This is a genomic window from Streptomyces sp. NPDC058464, from assembly GCF_042721035.1.
GTDB lineage: Bacteria > Actinomycetota > Actinomycetes > Streptomycetales > Streptomycetaceae > Streptomyces.
The window spans coordinates 1-15,811 of record NZ_JBHXMA010000025.1 but is presented as its reverse complement, the minus strand read 5'-3'; the positions used below and the strand labels follow the sequence as shown (position 1 = coordinate 15,811).

The window sequence follows — 15,811 nt, the reverse complement described above, 5'->3', positions numbered from 1 at the left end:
CCTGGGGACGTCTCCGCTAGGGCCGGTCGGTTCCGAGGGCGTTCCCCAGGAACGTCGTGGCCTGGTCGATCGCGCCGCGGGCGGCCTCCGACTGGCTGAGCGAGTTGAGCAACATGAAGTCGTGGACCGTGCCGTCGTAGCGCACCGTGGTCACCGGGACGTCGGCCGCCCGCAGCTTGGCGGCGTACGCCTCGCCCTCGTCGCGCAGCACGTCGGCCTCGTCGACGATCAGCAGAGCGGGCGGCAGGCCGGAGAGCTGCTCGGTGGTGGCCTGGTTGGGCGAGGCGGTGATCTCCGCGCGCTTGGCCGGGTCGGTCGTGTAGGCGTCCCAGAACCACTCCATCAGCTTGCGGCTCAGGTAGTAGCCGGTGGCGAACTGGTCGTAGGAGCCGGTGTTCATGGCCGCGTCCGTGACCGGGTAGTACATCGACTGCTGTATGAACGTGATGTCACCGCGCTCCTTGGCCATGAGGGCGAGTGCGGCCGTCATGTTCCCGCCGACCGATTCCCCGGCCACCGCCATGCGCTGTGCGTCCAGCCCCTTGGCCGCTCCCTCGCGGACGACCCACTGGGCGGCGGCATAGCCCTGCTCGATGGCCACGGGGTAGTGGGCTTCGGGCGACGGCGTGTACTCCACGAAGACCACGGCCGCTTGTGCGCCGACCGCCAGCTCCCGCACCAGGCGGTCGTGGGTGCCGGCGTTGCCCAGGACCCAGCCGCCGCCGTGCATGTACAGCACGACGGGCAGCATTCCGGTGGCGCCCTGCGGTCGGACGATGCGTACCCGTACGTCGCCCACGGCGGCCGGCACGGTGATCCACTCCTCGTCGACCGGCAGTTTGTCGATCGGTGCGGCCTGGAGGTCGTCGAGGACCTTGCGCGCGGCGGCGGGATCCAGCTCGTACAGGAACGGGTGGTGCGAGGTCGCCTCGGCGAGTGCCCGTGCTTCGGGTTCGAGGACGATCGAGGAGGTCTGAGCAGCCATGGGAATGCTCCCTGGGGAATTCCGAGAACGGCATGGTCGGGACGTCCGGGAAGGGCATGGCGCCGGGCGCACAAGGCCGAAGAGCATCGCGACGCGCCGGCGTCGTGCGGTGGCCGGCGGCGCCCGCGCCCTGCGTCAGGCCCTTGGCGAAGACCTACTGTCCACCATAGTCATGCCCTCTGCGCCGCTGCATTCCAGGCGCGCGGCCGGTCGCTCTGTGTCATCCCCGGTGTCACCCGGTCCCGAGCAGCGTCTCCCTGACCCGGTCGGCGAACCCGGCCGGGTGTTCGGCGACGCCGAGGTGGCCGCCGGGGAACTCGGTGAAGGCCGCACCGGTGTGCTCGGCGACGAACTCCGCCGTGCGGTGCAGGAGTTGGCCCTTCGAGTCGGCTCCGGCCGCGATCGCGAGGCGGGGCAGAGCGGTGGGTGGGCGGTAGGTGGTGAAGGGGCGGAGGACATGGGCGAGCAGGATGGCCATCGGGGTCCCGGGGGCCGGGCGCGCGGCGTCGAGCTGCTCGATCAGCTCGGTGCGCAGCCGCTCCCCGTCCGGCAGCAGCGTGACGCAGGGGGGCTCGTGCGCGACTACGTGCCGCAGCCGGCCGGGGTGGCGGGCCAGCAGGTCGAGGGCGGCGATGCCGCCGGAGCTGGTCCCGAAGACGTACGCCGAATCGCCCGGCGTCAGTACCTCCTCCAGGACCCGGTGCGCACCCTCGCTCCAGTCCCGCACGGTCTGGTCGGCGACCGGGTCGCCCAGGTGGCCGTGGGCGAGGCCCAGCGGGTCGTACGTCACGACGGTGAAGTGCGGGGCCAGATGTTCCGTGAAGGGGCCCAGGCCCATCGGGTGCCCGGCGCCGCCGGGGAGCACGAGCAGCACGGGGCCGCTGCCGGTGACGTCGTAGTGCAGGTCAGACATGGTGGTCGGTCTCCTCGCGGGGCCAGTTCTCCAGTGCGATGTGCAGGGCGTCGATCGCCCGCTCCCAGGAGGCGCGGACGTCGCGCGGGGCGTTGAAGCCGCCCACGGCCTCCAGGGCGCAGTAGCCGTGGAAGGTGGCGCGCAACAGGCGTACGGCGTCGGTGAGATCGGGTTCGGCCAGGCCGTAGCCGCGCAGCATGCCGTAGGTGATCTCCACCGTGCGGCGCATGGCGGGGGCGTCGGCGTCGACGAGGGCGGGGTCGATACGGATCTGGGTGGCCGAGTAGCGGCCGGGGTGGGTCAGGGCGTACGCGCGGTAGGCGTCGGCGTAGGCGGCCAGGGCGTCCCGTCCGGACCGTCCGGCCACGGCGACGGCGATCCGGTCGATCATCTCGCCGCCCGCCAGGAGCGCGAGCCGGTGGCGCAGGTCCTGGAGGTTGCGGACGTGTGCGTAGAGGCTCGCGTCCCGTACGCCGAAGCGCCGGGCCAGCGCGGACAGCGAGACCTGCTCGAAACCGGCCTCGTCGGCCAGCTCGGCCGCCGCCGCGACGAGCCGGTCGGCGGTGATTCCGGCACGGGCCATGTGATACCTCCCCTGGATTCCCTAGACAGAATCCTAGGGTCTCTAGGTTTTGGTCGTCATGCGATTTATCGCGAGGCGTCCGGCCGGGGTACCGGCATAGGGTTGCCGGGGAGACGGGAGGGGGAGCCGTGGCGAATGAGGCGCGGCGCGTGGAACGGGCGGCGCGCGAGCGGACGGCGGACGGTCGACCGCTCTGGAAAGACCGGGACTTCGGGTTCTTCTGGCTCGCCCAGACACTCTCCGTCCTCGGTGACTCCTTCAGCCTGATCGCGCTGCCCCTGCTGGTCCTCCAGGCGACCGGTTCGGTGGCCCGGATGGGTCTGCTCACCGGCGTCGGCGGGGTCGCGATGGTGCTGGCGGCGGTCTTCGCCGGCGTGGTCGTGGACCGGGTCGACCGGCGCAAGCTCCTCATCGCCTGCGACCTGGTCCGCATGGTCCTCTACGGCCTGGTCCCGCTCGTCTGGCTCGCCGGACCGCGGCTCTGGCTCCTGTACGTGGTCCTGCCCCTGTGCGAGGCCGTCGGCATGCTCTTCGCCGTCGGGTACGTCACCGTCGTCCGCGGACTCGTCGGGCCCGGCCGACTCACCGAGGCGAACGGCCGGTTGAACGCCACCGCGGCCGCGGCCGGCGTGCTGGGACCGCTCGGCGCGGGCCTGGTGGCCGCCCGGACCGGGCCCGCCGACGCGGTGGCCGTGGACGCGGTCAGCTACGCGGTCTCGGCGGGCTGTCTCCTCTTCGTGCGGGTCCGGGAGCGCGCCGCGGACGACGGGCCGGTCAAGGACACGGGCCTGTGGCGGGACCTGCGCACCGGGCTCTCGTACCTGTTCCGCCACCCCGTCCTGCGCTCGCTCGCCGCTCTCCTCGCCGTGTTCAGCTTCCTCAGCCTCGGTGTCACCGACCTGGTCATCTACCACCTCAAGCACGACCTCGGGCACGACGACGGCACGGTGGGGACGGTGATGGCCGTCGGCGCGGTCGGCACGATCGCCGGGGCGCTGCTGGTCGCCCGGGTCCGGCGGCGGCTGGGTTTCGGGCCCACCTGGATCGTCGCCACCGCGGTGTGCGGACTGGCCTTCGCCGGGCTCGGCCGGGCGCACACGGTCCCCGCCGTGGCCGTCCTGAGCGCGCTCTACCTGGCCTGTCTGGGCATGGCGGGCACCTGCTCCATGTCACTGCGTCAGGAGATCACCCCCGAACCCCTCCTGGGCCGGGTCACCTCCGCCTACTGGACCCTCCAGTACTCGGTCGCCCCGGTCGGCGCCGCCGTCCTCACCTGGGCGGCCGAACAGTACGGCACCGCCCGCGTGGCCGCCGTGGCCGGAGCCTGCTGCACCCTCGTCGCCGTCGTCGGCCTGTGCACCCCGGTCCGGGGCGCGCGGCACGGCTGACGCCTGCACGGAACGTCAGCCGTTCACCCCCGTGTAGTGCCCCAGCGCCCACCGCCACAGCCACCGCGCGGCCAGGTAGGCGAGCAGGCCCAGGAGCGGGGAGGCGGCCGCCAGCCAGTAGGGGGCGCCGGTGGAGTGGCCGTGGCCGGTGAGGACGGCCGCCGGGAAGTAGGCGACGAAGGCGAGCGGGAGGCCGTAGGTGAGGAAGCCGCCGACCGCCCTCGGGAGGACGTTGAGGGGATAGCTGCCGAAGGTGCCGAGGAGCTCCTCCAGCCAGCGGCCCCAGTAGTCCGCGGCCGGGAAGCGCAGCGAGGCCGACGCGACGACGGTGAAGAGGGCGGCCTCCAGGAGCATGCCGCCCAGGACCGCCGCGACCAGGTACGCGATCCGGCCCGCCGTCCAGTCCAGGTGGCTGCGGCCGAGCGCGCCCGCCATCAGGCCCACCGCCACCGTCAGGTCGCCGATCGCGTTGGTCGGGAAGAACTCCAGCTGGACCTGGCGGTAGACCGGGAGCGGACGGAGCAGATACGCGTCGATCTTGCCCTCCTGGATGTGCCGGCCCAGGCCGTGCACCCGGCCCAGGAACAGCACGAACAGGCCGTGGGCGAGCATCCGGGTCGCCGGGATGAGCAGGACGTCCGAGCTGTCCCAGCCGCCCATCCCGGCGAACCGGGTCAGCAGCACGGTCGCGAACACGATCACCGACACCTGCCAGACCGCGCCGATCGCGATCATCATCAGGAACTCGGTGCGGTACTCCAGCTGGGCACGGAAGTTGAGCTGCGTGACCCGCCAGACGATCCGTACGGCGTTCATGGGACTCAGCCTCCCTGGGAGACGACTCGACGGGCGGCGCGCCGCCACAGGAAACGGGTGAGGAAGCGCAGCGCCACCAGCCAGCCGGCCTGGACGCCGAGCTGGAAGCCCGCCTCGGAGAGCGGGATGCGGCCCACGTACAGCGACAGCGGCACGTTGAGCGTGGCCTGGAACGGCAGGAAGGAGCTGAGGACCAGGAACCAGTGCGGGAAGAACCAGAGCGGGGCGTACACCCCGGACATCAGGTTCTGCGCGAAGATCAGGATCAGCAGGGCGGCCGTGTTGCGCAGCGTCCAGAAGCACAACTGGTCGATGAGCAGCATGACGTAGTGCAGGACCCACTGGCCGAGGAGCAGGCTGAGCGCGAACACCCCCGCCACGGCCGCCGATTCGGGCGGCACCACGACACCGGCCGCCAGGCAGATCGCGTAACCCGTCAACGCCCAGGCGAGTCCGTAGAGTTGCTCGCCCAGGGCGCGCAGCGCGTAGTAGCGGTGCGGGGACAGCGGGCGCAGGTACCAGTAGACGACCGTGCCGTAGTACATGTGCTGCGCGACCGAGTCCCGGCCCGCGTACTGGTCCAGCTCCCGCAGCCGGGAGGCGAGCACGGCCAGCACGGCGAAGGTGACCGCCTGGTCCCGGGAGAGCCCGGCCGTCGTACCGGTCTGGGCGTACAGGCCGTGCCACAGCGACGCGACCAGCACCACCTGCACGGTCAGCCGCAGCAGGGCGGCGGTGATGCGGGGCGGGGTGTACAGCTCGCCGAGCGGGGTGACCCGGGCGGTGCGCCAGGCGTAGGTCAGGGTCGTCATCACGCCGCCTCGGCCTTCGCCCTGGCCTCGGCGTAGGCCGCGCGCATCACGTCCTCCAGGTCCGCCTCGTCCACCGCCACACCGGTCACCTCGTACCGCTCGATGACCAGCTTCAGCGCCTGGTGGACGGTGGGCGCGGCCGGACCGTCCGGGCCGAACACGACCTGGGGCCCGTCATGGCTCACCAGCGCGATGCCCGGCAGCGGGCCGACCGGGGTGTGCGGGTCTGCAAGGGTCGCCCGCACCTGCCAGGTCGAGCCGAAGTCCCGGCGGACCTCGTCCAGCGTGCCGTCGAGGACCAGCCGCCCGTGGTTGACCAGCACCACGCGCTCCGCGAGCCGCTCCACCTCGGTCATGTCGTGCGTGGTCAGCAGCACGGTACGGCCGCGCTCGGCCACCTGGTACCGCAGGAACTCGCGGACCTGCTCCTTCACCACCACGTCCATGCCGATGGTCGGCTCGTCCAGGAAGACGACCGGCGGATCGTGCAGCAGGGCGGCCGCCAGGTCGCAGCGGACGCGCTGGCCCAGCGAGAGGTGCCGCACCCGGGTGTCCCAGAAGTCGGAGAGTTCGAGAAGTTCGTCGAACTCCTTTAGCCGTGCCGCATGTTCGGCCTTCGGTACCTCGTAGATGTCCCGCAGGATCGCGAACGACTCCCGCACCGGCAGGTCCCACCACAGCTGGGTCCGCTGCCCGAACACCGCGCCGATGTTCCGCGCGTTGCGCTCCCGCTCCCGGTACGGCACCACGCCCGCGACCCGGGCCTCGCCGGAGGTCGGAGTGAGGATGCCGGTGAGCATCTTGATGGTGGTCGACTTGCCCGCGCCGTTCGGGCCCAGCAGGGCGAGGAGTTCGCCGGGGGCGACGTCGAAGGTGATGTCGGAGACCGCGTGCTTCTCCACGCGCTCGGGGTTGACCAGGGATCGCAGGGCGCCCGCGAAGCCCGGGCGCCGGACGGTGGTGTGGAAGGTGCGGGACAGGCCGCGGACCTCGATGTTTCCGGCCACGCTGGGGCCCCTCTCGTTCCGTGCACGACGTACGGCCGGTCGGCTTGTGAGGCCGACCGGCCGCGGATACGCCACGACGGTCGCAGAGCGCCGAGGGGCCCGGCAATGGATTAATCGAGCCGCGATTTGGACTGTTCGATCACCGGGAGACGCGGGTCGGCGGCGCGGTCGGTCACCGGGAGGCGGGCACGGTGCGGCCCGGGCGTCCCCCGTTGCGCAGGCCCACCGACCGCAGCGCGCCCTCCAGCGCGAACGTGGCCGCGCCCAGGCAGACCGGGTCGGTGGGGATGGGGGAGAGGACGATCTCGGTGGCGGCGAACGGCCGCCCGAGCGCGTGCCGCCGGACGGCCTCCCGCACCTCCGCCAGCAGCGGCTCGCCCAGGCGGCGGGCCACCCAGCTGCTGAGCACGACCAGTTCGGGGTTGAGCAGGTTCACCAGGTTGGCGATACCGGCGCCGATGTAGCGGGCCGTGTTCCGTACGACCTCGACCGCGACGGGATCACCGTCCGCCACGCCCCGGGCCAGCGCGTCCACGGTGGCCGTCTGGTCCTCCGGGTGCAGCAGCGGGCTCCGCGGGCTCGCCTCCCGCAGGTTCAGCATGATCCCGGGGGCGCCGACGTACGTCTCGACGCAGCCGTGGTTGCCGCAGTGGCACAGCCGGCCGTCCAGGACGAGCGTCGTATGCCCCCACTCGCCCGCGCTGTTGCTCACCCCGCGGTGCAGCCCGCCGCCGAGCGCGAGCCCGGCGCCGACCCCCGTTCCGAGGTTCACCACCACGGTGTCCCCGCGTCCGCGTGCCGCCCCGAACCACTGCTCGGCCACCGCACAGGCCCGCAGCGGATTGTCCAGGTACAGGGGATACGCGATATGCCCGGACAGCAGGCGCAGCAACGGCACGTCGTGCCAGTCCCAGTTGGGCGCGTACTCGGCGATGCCGGTGGCCCGGTCCACCTGCCCCGGCACGCTCACCCCGACGCCCAGCACCCGCGCGCCCTCGATCCCGGCCTGCGCCACCACCGCGCCGACCGCCGCGGCCACCTGGCCCACCACCTGCTCCGGCCGGTTCTGGCCGGGGCGCACGTCCTCCTCGGCGCGGGCCAGCACGTTCAGCGCGAGGTCGAACAGCTCGACGTGGACGTACGTCTCCGCGATGTCGACGCCGATCAGCGCGCCCCCCGAGGCGTTGACCGCGACGAGTCCCCGGGGGCGGCCGCCCGCGGAGTCCTCGAAGCCGACCTCCGTGATCATCCGCAGTTCCAGCAGCTCCCCGACGAGGGTGGCGACCGTGGCCAGGCTCAGCCCGGTGACGGCCGCCAGCTCCTGCCGGGAGGTGGGAGACTCGGCGATGATGTGCCGCAGTACCTCGTAGCGGTTCGCGGTGCGGATGTCACGTGATGTGTGCTTCACGCGGCGCAAGGCTATGGCCTGGGAAGCGCTTTCGACAAGCCATTACATTAAGGGTTGGATTAAGTCCGGCCGTCGTGGGTCGGTCATGGCCGGTCGTGGTCCGCCATGGTCGGTCGTGATCAGTCGTGCAGGACATCTGCCACGAAGGGGTTGCTGAACTTCCCGTCGGAGTCGAGGTCCCGGGCCAGGGCGCGGAAGTCGGCGAGCCGCGGGTAGCGGCCGCGCAGCACCTCGCCCGGCACGGCGTGCACCTTGCCCCAGTGCGGCCGCGGGTCGAACGGCGCCAGCGCCTCCTCCAGCCGGCGCACCACGGGCAGCACCGTCGTCAGGTCGTCCACCCAGGTGAAGTGCAGGGCGACGGAGTCGCGGCCGTGGGCGGGGCTGAGCCACTGCGGATCGGCCGCGATCGTCCGTACCTCGCAGGTCTGCAGGACGGGCGAGACCGTCTGCCGGATCCCGTCGACGGCGTGCAGCGCGTCCACGGCCGCCGCCCTCGGCAGCAGGTACTCCGACTGGAGCTCGTCCCCGCTGCTCGGCGTGAACTCCGCCCGGAAGTGCGGGAGCCGCTCGTGCCAGGGCCCGGGCACCCCGAACTGCTGGGTGCAGTTGCCCGCCGGCATGCCCGGCACCGGGTGCATCGCCTCGGTGGCCGGTGCGGCCCACCCGAAGTCCACGGCCGGCCGGTCGGTGCGCCGTTTCACCCACACCTGCCGGAAGCCCGGCTCCCGCCAGTCGGTGAACAGGCTCACGCTGTAGGCGGCCCCGGCGACCGCGGGGAAGTCCAGGCCGTCCAGCGGCAGTTCGGTGTATACAGTCTGCGCCATGTCATATGCCGCCTCCAGGTCCAGGGTGAGCGCGGTGACGGCACCCAGCGCCCCCAGCGAGGTCACCGCCCCGTCGAAGCCCGTGTCCCCGCGCGCGATGCTGACCGTGGAACCGTCGGCGACGACCAGCTCCACCTCCCGTACCGGAGCCGCGAGCGACCCGTTGGCCACGCCCGAGCCATGGGTGCCGGTGGCGACCGAACCGGCCACCGAGATGTGCGGCAGTGAGGCCATGTTGGGCAGCGCGAGGCCCCGCGCATGCACCGCGCGGGCCAGTTCGGCGTACCGCACCCCGCCCGCGACCCGGACCGTACGGGCCGCCGTGTCCACCTCGATCACCGGCGGCAGCCCGGCGATCGAGACCAGCACTCCCTCCGGGCCCGGGTCGGCGATGCGGTTGAAGGAGTGCCCGCTGCCCAGCACCCGTACCCGCGCACTGCCGGCGACCAGCGACCGGAGCCGGTCGAGGGAGTCCGGGCGGTGGAACTCCTTCGCGGTGTAGGTGATGTTGCGCGCCCAGTTGGTGACCGTCTGCGCCGGATCCGTCATCTCTGCCGTCCCATTCCTGTCGTCCCTCGGGGAATGCCCGTCGTTCTTCGGGAAGTGTCCGTCCCCTCCGGGGAGTGCCTGTCCATTGACCCTCTCATTCGCCGAGACCTACGGTAGAGACCGGTTGCTATCCGCGCGTCACCGAGCCGGAAGGTCACTTCCTTGCCCGAGCGTCCCCAGGCACTGTTCGCCATGACGGCCCAGAACGTGCCGCACATCTTTCCGCCGGAGGTGCTCGCGCGACTGCGCGAGTACGTAGAAATCGATCCCACTCTGGTGGCGCAGGACTTCGCCGATCCCCGGGTACGGGAGGCGCTCGCCCGCACCGAGGTCCTGGTCACCGGCTGGGGCTGCCCGGTCCTGGACGCGGCCGCCCTGGACGCCGCGCCGAAACTGCGGGCGGTGCTGCACGCGGCCGGCTCGGTCAAGGGCTTCACCACGCCCGAGGTCTGGCGGCGCGGCATCGTCGTCTCCTCGGCCGCCGCCGCCAACGCGCTGCCGGTCGCCGAGTACACCCTCGCGATGATCCTGCTCGCCGGGAAGGACGTCTTCGCCTTCCGCGACCTGCTGCGCACCCGACGCGCCTTCCCGTACGGCGGCATCGTCCCCGGCATCGGCAACTTCCACCGCAGGGTCGGCATCGTCGGCGCCTCCCGCATCGGCCGCCGCCTCCTCGAACTGCTGCGCCCGTACGACCTGTCGGCCGGCCTCGCCGACCCCTACGTGGACGAGGCGGAGGCCGCCCGGCTCGGTGTACCCCTGCTCCCTCTCGACGAGCTGCTGCGCACCTCGGACATCGTCACCGTGCACGCCCCCCAGACCCCGGAGACCCGGCACCTCCTCGGCGCCCGCGAACTCGCCCTGATGCCGGACGGATCGGTACTGATCAACACCGCGCGCGGTTCCCTCGTCGACCACGACGCCCTGATCGAGGAGCTGCGTACCGGCCGTCTCACCGCGATCCTCGACGTGACCGACCCCGAGCCGCTGCCCGCCGACTCCCCTCTCTTCGACCTTCCGGGCGCCTTCCTCACCCCGCACCTGGCCGGCTCGCAGGGCAACGAGCTGGCGAGGCTCGGGCTCACCGCCGCGGAGGAGGCCGGCCGGCTGCTGACCGGCGACGGCCTGCTGTACGCGATCGACCACTCGGTCCTCGAGCGGGCCGCGTGACGGCCCGTCCGCCGGGTGCCTCCGGCCGTCTCGTAGGGTGATCCGAACACATGACGAAGGGGGGGCCGGGCGGTGACGAAGAGGACGCAGCCGGCGCCGAACGGGGACGCTTCGACGGTGCGGGACGTGGCCGCGCGGGCCGGGGTCTCCGCGTCGACCGTCTCCCGGGTCCTCGGCGGCACCTACCCGGTCGCCGCCACCACCCGCGCCAAGGTCCTCAAGGCGATGCGCGAGCTGGACTACGTGGTCAACGCGCACGCCCGCGCGCTCGGCGGCGCCACCAACAAGACCGTCGCCTTCGTCGTGGACGACGTCACCGGTCCCTTCTACGCGCACATCGCCCGCGGGGTCGAGGAGCAGGCCTCGGCGGAGGGCCGTCTCTGCATGCTCTGCACCACGCACGGCGACCCGCGGCGCATCCTCGCCGTCGTCGAGACCATGCGGGAGCAGCGGGCCGACGCGGTGATCGTGGTGGGCGGCGCCCTGGAGGACAAGGCCTACCACGACCGGATGACCCACTTCGCGCACGCCCTGGACCGGTCCGGCTCCCGGCTGGTCCTCGTCGGCAGGCCGCCACTCGGTCCCGGCGTCCCGGCCACGGTCGTCGACTACGACAACGAGGGCGGCGCCTTCGCCCTCACCACCCACCTCCTGTCCGGCGGCCACCGGCGCATCGCCTACCTGGGCCGGGTCCCCGGCCTGTCCACCAGCGTCCAGCGCATCGCCGGCTTCACCCGCGCCCATGAACTCCTCGGCCTCGCCCCCGACCCGGACCTGATCCTCGACGGCGTCTTCTCCCGCTCCTACGGCTACCAGGCGACCCGCGAACTCCTCGCCTCCGGGCGGGAGTTCACGGCGGTCTTCGCTGCCACCGACATGATCGCCACGGGCGTGATCCAGGCCGTACGGGAGTCCGGCCGCCGCATCCCCGACGACATCGCCGTGGCCGGCTACGACGACATCCCGGTCGCCCGGGACGTCTACCCGACACTCACCACGGTCCACGTACCCCAGGAGGAACTGGGCCGCGCCGCCGTCCGCATCGCCCTGCACCGCGACGAGCTCCCGGACGGGCAGCATCTGGTGCTGGGGACGCATGTGGTGCTGCGGGAGTCGACACGCCGGGCCGCCGGCGGTTGACGGGGGTAGCGGTGGCGGTGGCGGTCGACGGCAGTTGGCGGTGGCGGTGGCGGTCGAGCGGTCGGCGTGCTCTGCGGATTTCGTTGCCTATGTGCGATTCTATGTCGTAACCGGCAATAATGTGGCGATTCGGCTGCGATATCGGTAGCGTGCGGACATGGCCTCCGACCCGCTCTCCCCGCGCCTTCCCGTGACCGACCGCACCCGCCATCGCCGGCTGCGCGAGCAGGGCAGTCTCGACCGGGCCGAGCTGGAGGCGATTCTCGACGCCGGGTTCGTCTGCCATCTGGGGGTGGTGGTCGAGGGGCGCCCGCTGGTCGTGCCGACGGTGTACGGGCGGGACGGGCGGCAGCTCTATCTGCACGGCTCGGTCGCCAGCCGCAGCCTCGCGGGCGGGACCCCGGTCTGTGTCACCGTGACGCACGTCGACGGCCTGGTGCTGGCGCGGTCCGTCTTCGAGCACGGCGTCAACTACCGCAGCGCGATGGTCCACGGCACCGCCCGCAAGGTGACCGACCCCGAGGAGAAGCTGACGGGCCTGCGCCTCCTCTCCGAACACGCGGCCCCGGGCCAGTGGTCGTACGCCCGCCGCCCGAACCGCAGGGAGCTGGCCGCCACCACCCTCCTCGCCCTCTCCCTGGAGGAGGCCTCCGTGAAGATCCGCACCGGAGCGCCGGACGACGGCGACGGGCCGGACGCGGAGCTGGGGCTCTGGGCCGGTGTTCTGCCGCTGACCTCGGCCTGGGGTGCGCCGGTGACGGATCCCGCACTGTCCCCGAACACCCCCGTACCGGGACACATCGCGCGCCGAGAGGGGACCCGGCACGGCTGACGGCCGGGCGGGGGCATACCGTGAGGAGCCGAACGCCTGAGCCGGGAGGAGACACGGGATGGGCAGCCGTACCGCGCTGGTCGAGGATCTGATGGAGAGGTTCCCGCACGTACCGAGGGAAGCCGTCTTCAAGGAGGACCTGCTCCGGGGCGGTGTGGCCTTCGACCCGTCCGCGCTGAGCGATACCACCAACGAGGCAGCCGGCGAGGTCAAGCCGAAGTCCTACTTCATCTTCTCCTTCGACCACGGCACCCTGCCCGAGCTGGGCGAGGCCGCGCTGCGCCGGCCGCCGGAGGAGATCATCCTCACCGGCGGGCCGTACGACCTGCGCCGGACCGTGGTGTCGGTGCGGGTGAACCCCACCTCGCCCTACCGCGTCGCCGCCGACGACGAGGGCGTGCTCGGGCTCTACCTCGACGGGAAGCGGATCGCCGACGTCGGTGTGCCGCCGATGCCGGAGTACTACCGGCACAAGCTCTCCAACGGGAAGTCCGTGATGGAGGTCGCCCCGACCATCCAGTGGGGCTACCTGATCTACCTCACCGTCTTCCGGGTCTGCCAGTACTTCGGCGCCAAGGAGGAGTGCCAGTACTGCGACATCAACCACAACTGGCGCCAGCACAAGGCGGCCGGACGGCCGTACACGGGGGTGAAGGACGTCGAGGAGGTCCTCGAAGCCCTGGAGATCATCGACCGGTACGACACCGCGAAGGCGTCCACCGCCTACACGCTGACCGGCGGCGCGATCACCAAGACCGTCTCCGGACGGGACGAGGCCGACTTCTACGGGCACTATGCCAAGGCCATCGAGGAGCGGTTCCCGGGACGGTGGATCGGCAAGGTCGTCGCGCAGGCGCTGCCGCGGGACGACGTGCAGCGGTTCAAGGACTACGGCGTGCAGATCTACCACCCCAACTACGAGGTGTGGGACGAGTACCTCTTCAAGATGTACTGCCCGGGCAAGGAGCGGTACGTCGGCCGGGACGAGTGGCACAGGCGGATCCTGGACTCGGCCGAGATCTTCGGCGCGCGGAACGTGATCCCCAACTTCGTGGCCGGTGTGGAGATGGCCGAGCCGTTCGGCTTCAAGACGGTCGACGAGGCGATCGAGTCGACCACCGAGGGGCTGCGCTTCTTCATGTCGCACGGCATCACGCCCCGCTTCACCACCTGGTGCCCGGAGCCGACCACCCCGCTCGGCAAGGCCAACCCGCAGGGCGCCCCGCTGGAGTACCACATCCGGCTGCTGCAGGCCTACCGCCAGACGATGGAGGACTTCGGCCTCTCCTCCCCGCCCGGCTACGGCGAGCCCGGACCCGGCCGTGCGGTCTTCTCCGTCAGCTCCTTCATGGACAGCCTGCCTGCGGCGGAGCCGACGAAGGTGTGACTCCCGGCGGGCCGCCGCAAGTGACTGAAGGGAACGGTGAGTCGAAACGCGGTCGCTGTCCGTACTAGGGGCCGGAGTTGTGGACCACGGTGGACACGAACGCGTTCTCCGGCCGGGCTACTATCCACGGTCAGGTGCCCGCTTCGGCCTCGATGCGCGGGGGCGGGTGGCGGCCGGGGGTGGCCGGGCAGCTGAGTGCAGCGGTTGACACAACACCGGGGACCGGTGGTACGGGTGACGGCGAGGATCCGTGGCACGACCACCGGTAACCGGTTTTGAATATGCCGCTTGTCAGTTGTGCAGGAGACGTGAAAAGCTCGGGCCTGCCGCGAGGTTCCCCCCAACTCCGTTGCCGATACGGTGAGTTGACCTCGCTTTGGATGCAGGAGACCCATGCCCGACCTGCCGACCCCTCAGGACGCCGCCGAGGCAGCGCTGTTCTCCGAATGCTGGGACGCAGTGCTCTCCTACGCCGACCTGTGCACGTCCGGCTCTCTGACGGCCAATCAACTGGCCACCGAGGCTTTCACGCTCGGTATGCGTGAGGCCCGCGCATCGGACTTCGAGCCGGTCCGCAGCTCCGGACGGCGCGCCGCGCGGCTGCCGATGATCCCGCTGCTCCTCACCGCCGTGCGCAACACGGCGGCCGCCTGGGAGGCCGAAGGGCTCGGGCACCAGCTCGACCCGGACCTGCGGCTGTGGCTCAACTCCGAGAAGGCCGCGCGCTACACGGGTCTGCCGTTGCAGCGGCCCGTCGCGCTGCGCGGCCTGCGGGACATGCAGGAGGCGGACGCCGAACTGCTGTGGCTGGCCGAGGTGGAGGCGTTGCCGCTGCCCTCCGTGGCACGCCGGCTCGGTCTCGACCCGGTCGTCGTCGCCCAGGAACTGGAGCAGGTGCGCGGACTCTTCCGCGACCGCTGCCACCGCGCCCACCTCGACACGCCGATGGCCGCCGAGTGCCGCAGCTACGCCCGGCTCCTCGACGCGGTCACCCGGTCCTCCTCCGCCGACACGCCCGAGGACCTCTCCCGGCACCTCGCCACCTGTGTGCAGTGCGCCGAGGCCGCCGCCTGTCTGCGGCTGCACGGCGGCGGACTGCCCGCGGCACTCGCCGGCGGGATCATCGGCTGGGGCGGCCTCGCCTACCTGGAGCGCCGCCGCCGCGCCGCCGAGGTACGGCTCGGCGCGGGCCGCCCGGCCACCGCCGACGTCGACGGCGGCGACCCCAAGGAGGGCGGCGGCCGGGGCAAGGTGCTGCGGCACGGCCTGCTCGGCGCGGCGGTGCTGATCTCCCTGGTGGCACTCGGCGTGTCGATGATGCCGATGGGCGGCGGTTCCGGCGACGACGCGGCCTCCGCCTCCCAGGACGACCGGCAGCCGGTCGCCGACCCCGGCTCCGTCCTTCCGTCCGCCGATCCGACCCCCACGCACACCGCCTCCGCCGCCCCCTCCGCCTCGGCCACCGCCGCCGGCAAGCAGGACCACAAGAACCCCGACCCGGAGCCCCAGGGCACCTCCTCGGCCACGGCGAGCACCGGCGGCCACCACGCCACCCACTCCGCCAGCCCAACGCCCTCCTCCGAGGCGGCCGCCTGCCAGGTCTCCTACGACCTGGTCAACCAGTGGACCGACGGCTTCCAGTCCACCGTCACCGTCACCACCAGCCAGGCGCTGACCGGCTGGCGGGTCCAGTGGTCCTTCGGGGACGGCCAGCGGGTCACGCAGATGTGGGACGCGACCGTCAGCCAGAACGGCGGCGTGGTCACCGCCGACGCCGCGGACTACAACCAGTCGGTCGCCGCGAACGGCACCCTGTCCTTCGGTTTCCTCGGTACCTGGAGCGGCCGGAACTCGGCACCGTACGGCTTCACGCTGAACGGCGAGTCCTGCTCGTCGAACTGAGCCCCCCGAACGACCGGCGGCCGGGGGGGGCCCCGGGGGGGGGGGCGGCCCGCCCCCCGGCGGGAGCCCGGGCCCGCCCGGGCCCCGGGGGACAG

General features: G+C 72.1%; 14 protein-coding genes. 6 read left to right on the top strand and 8 right to left on the bottom strand.

Going from position 1 to position 15,811, the window contains the following annotated elements:
* Positions 1-16 precede the first annotated feature (16 nt).
* From ACFWPQ_RS29795 to ACFWPQ_RS29785, 3 genes are all read right to left on the bottom strand, one after another.
* Positions 17-985, bottom strand: coding sequence for an alpha/beta hydrolase (locus ACFWPQ_RS29795; protein WP_384041318.1), 969 nt, complete (start codon positions 983-985; stop codon positions 17-19).
* Between the two features lie 232 nt (positions 986-1,217).
* Positions 1,218-1,898: an alpha/beta fold hydrolase gene (locus ACFWPQ_RS29790; protein ID WP_384041315.1), complete on the bottom strand. Its 681-nt coding sequence runs from the start codon at positions 1,896-1,898 to the stop codon at positions 1,218-1,220.
* Positions 1,891-2,481, bottom strand: a complete 591-nt coding sequence (locus ACFWPQ_RS29785; RefSeq protein WP_384041312.1) for a TetR/AcrR family transcriptional regulator — start codon at positions 2,479-2,481, stop codon at positions 1,891-1,893. Before ACFWPQ_RS29785 ends, ACFWPQ_RS29790 begins: the two co-directional genes overlap by 8 nt.
* A gap of 128 nt (positions 2,482-2,609) precedes the next feature.
* On the opposite strand from ACFWPQ_RS29785, the gene ACFWPQ_RS29780 reads away from it, so the two are divergent.
* Positions 2,610-3,869: an MFS transporter gene (locus tag ACFWPQ_RS29780; RefSeq protein WP_384041310.1), complete on the top strand. Its 1,260-nt coding sequence runs from the start codon at positions 2,610-2,612 to the stop codon at positions 3,867-3,869.
* A 15-nt stretch (positions 3,870-3,884) separates the two neighbouring features.
* Here the strand turns inward: ACFWPQ_RS29780 and ACFWPQ_RS29775 are convergent, their stop codons facing one another.
* The 5 genes from ACFWPQ_RS29775 to ACFWPQ_RS29755 all read right to left on the bottom strand — a co-directional run bounded on the left by ACFWPQ_RS29775 (position 3,885) and on the right by ACFWPQ_RS29755 (position 9,285).
* Positions 3,885-4,685, bottom strand: a complete 801-nt coding sequence (locus ACFWPQ_RS29775; RefSeq protein WP_384041307.1) for an ABC transporter permease — start codon at positions 4,683-4,685, stop codon at positions 3,885-3,887.
* A gap of 5 nt (positions 4,686-4,690) precedes the next feature.
* Complete coding sequence (locus ACFWPQ_RS29770) at positions 4,691-5,497, bottom strand: ABC-2 family transporter protein (protein WP_361294671.1); 807 nt, start codon at positions 5,495-5,497, stop codon at positions 4,691-4,693.
* The gene (locus ACFWPQ_RS29765; RefSeq protein WP_384041304.1) at positions 5,497-6,504 is read right to left on the bottom strand and encodes an ATP-binding cassette domain-containing protein; all 1,008 of its coding nucleotides are present in this window, start codon (positions 6,502-6,504) and stop codon (positions 5,497-5,499) included. Before ACFWPQ_RS29765 ends, ACFWPQ_RS29770 begins: the two co-directional genes overlap by 1 nt.
* Before the next feature lie 172 nt (positions 6,505-6,676).
* Entirely contained in the window at positions 6,677-7,912 is a 1,236-nt protein-coding gene (locus ACFWPQ_RS29760) for an ROK family transcriptional regulator (protein WP_384041301.1), read from the bottom strand.
* A gap of 119 nt (positions 7,913-8,031) precedes the next feature.
* The gene (locus tag ACFWPQ_RS29755; RefSeq protein ID WP_384041298.1) at positions 8,032-9,285 is read right to left on the bottom strand and encodes an FAD-binding protein; all 1,254 of its coding nucleotides are present in this window, start codon (positions 9,283-9,285) and stop codon (positions 8,032-8,034) included.
* 162 nt (positions 9,286-9,447) lie between these two features.
* Here ACFWPQ_RS29755 and ACFWPQ_RS29750 point away from each other — a divergent pair, with 162 nt between their 5' ends.
* The 5 genes from ACFWPQ_RS29750 to ACFWPQ_RS29730 all read left to right on the top strand — a co-directional run bounded on the left by ACFWPQ_RS29750 (position 9,448) and on the right by ACFWPQ_RS29730 (position 15,716).
* On the top strand, positions 9,448-10,455 hold the full coding sequence (locus tag ACFWPQ_RS29750) for a hydroxyacid dehydrogenase (RefSeq protein WP_384041295.1): 1,008 nt from the start codon (positions 9,448-9,450) through the stop codon (positions 10,453-10,455).
* A gap of 72 nt (positions 10,456-10,527) precedes the next feature.
* The gene (locus ACFWPQ_RS29745; RefSeq protein ID WP_384041292.1) at positions 10,528-11,595 is read left to right on the top strand and encodes a LacI family DNA-binding transcriptional regulator; all 1,068 of its coding nucleotides are present in this window, start codon (positions 10,528-10,530) and stop codon (positions 11,593-11,595) included.
* A gap of 157 nt (positions 11,596-11,752) precedes the next feature.
* Positions 11,753-12,427, top strand: coding sequence for a pyridoxamine 5'-phosphate oxidase family protein (locus tag ACFWPQ_RS29740; protein ID WP_384041289.1), 675 nt, complete (start codon positions 11,753-11,755; stop codon positions 12,425-12,427).
* Positions 12,428-12,485: 58 nt separating this feature from the next.
* Positions 12,486-13,814, top strand: coding sequence for a radical SAM protein (locus ACFWPQ_RS29735; RefSeq protein ID WP_384041286.1), 1,329 nt, complete (start codon positions 12,486-12,488; stop codon positions 13,812-13,814).
* Positions 13,815-14,207: 393 nt separating this feature from the next.
* Positions 14,208-15,716, top strand: coding sequence for a cellulose binding domain-containing protein (locus ACFWPQ_RS29730; RefSeq protein ID WP_384041283.1), 1,509 nt, complete (start codon positions 14,208-14,210; stop codon positions 15,714-15,716).
* Positions 15,717-15,811 lie beyond the last annotated feature (95 nt).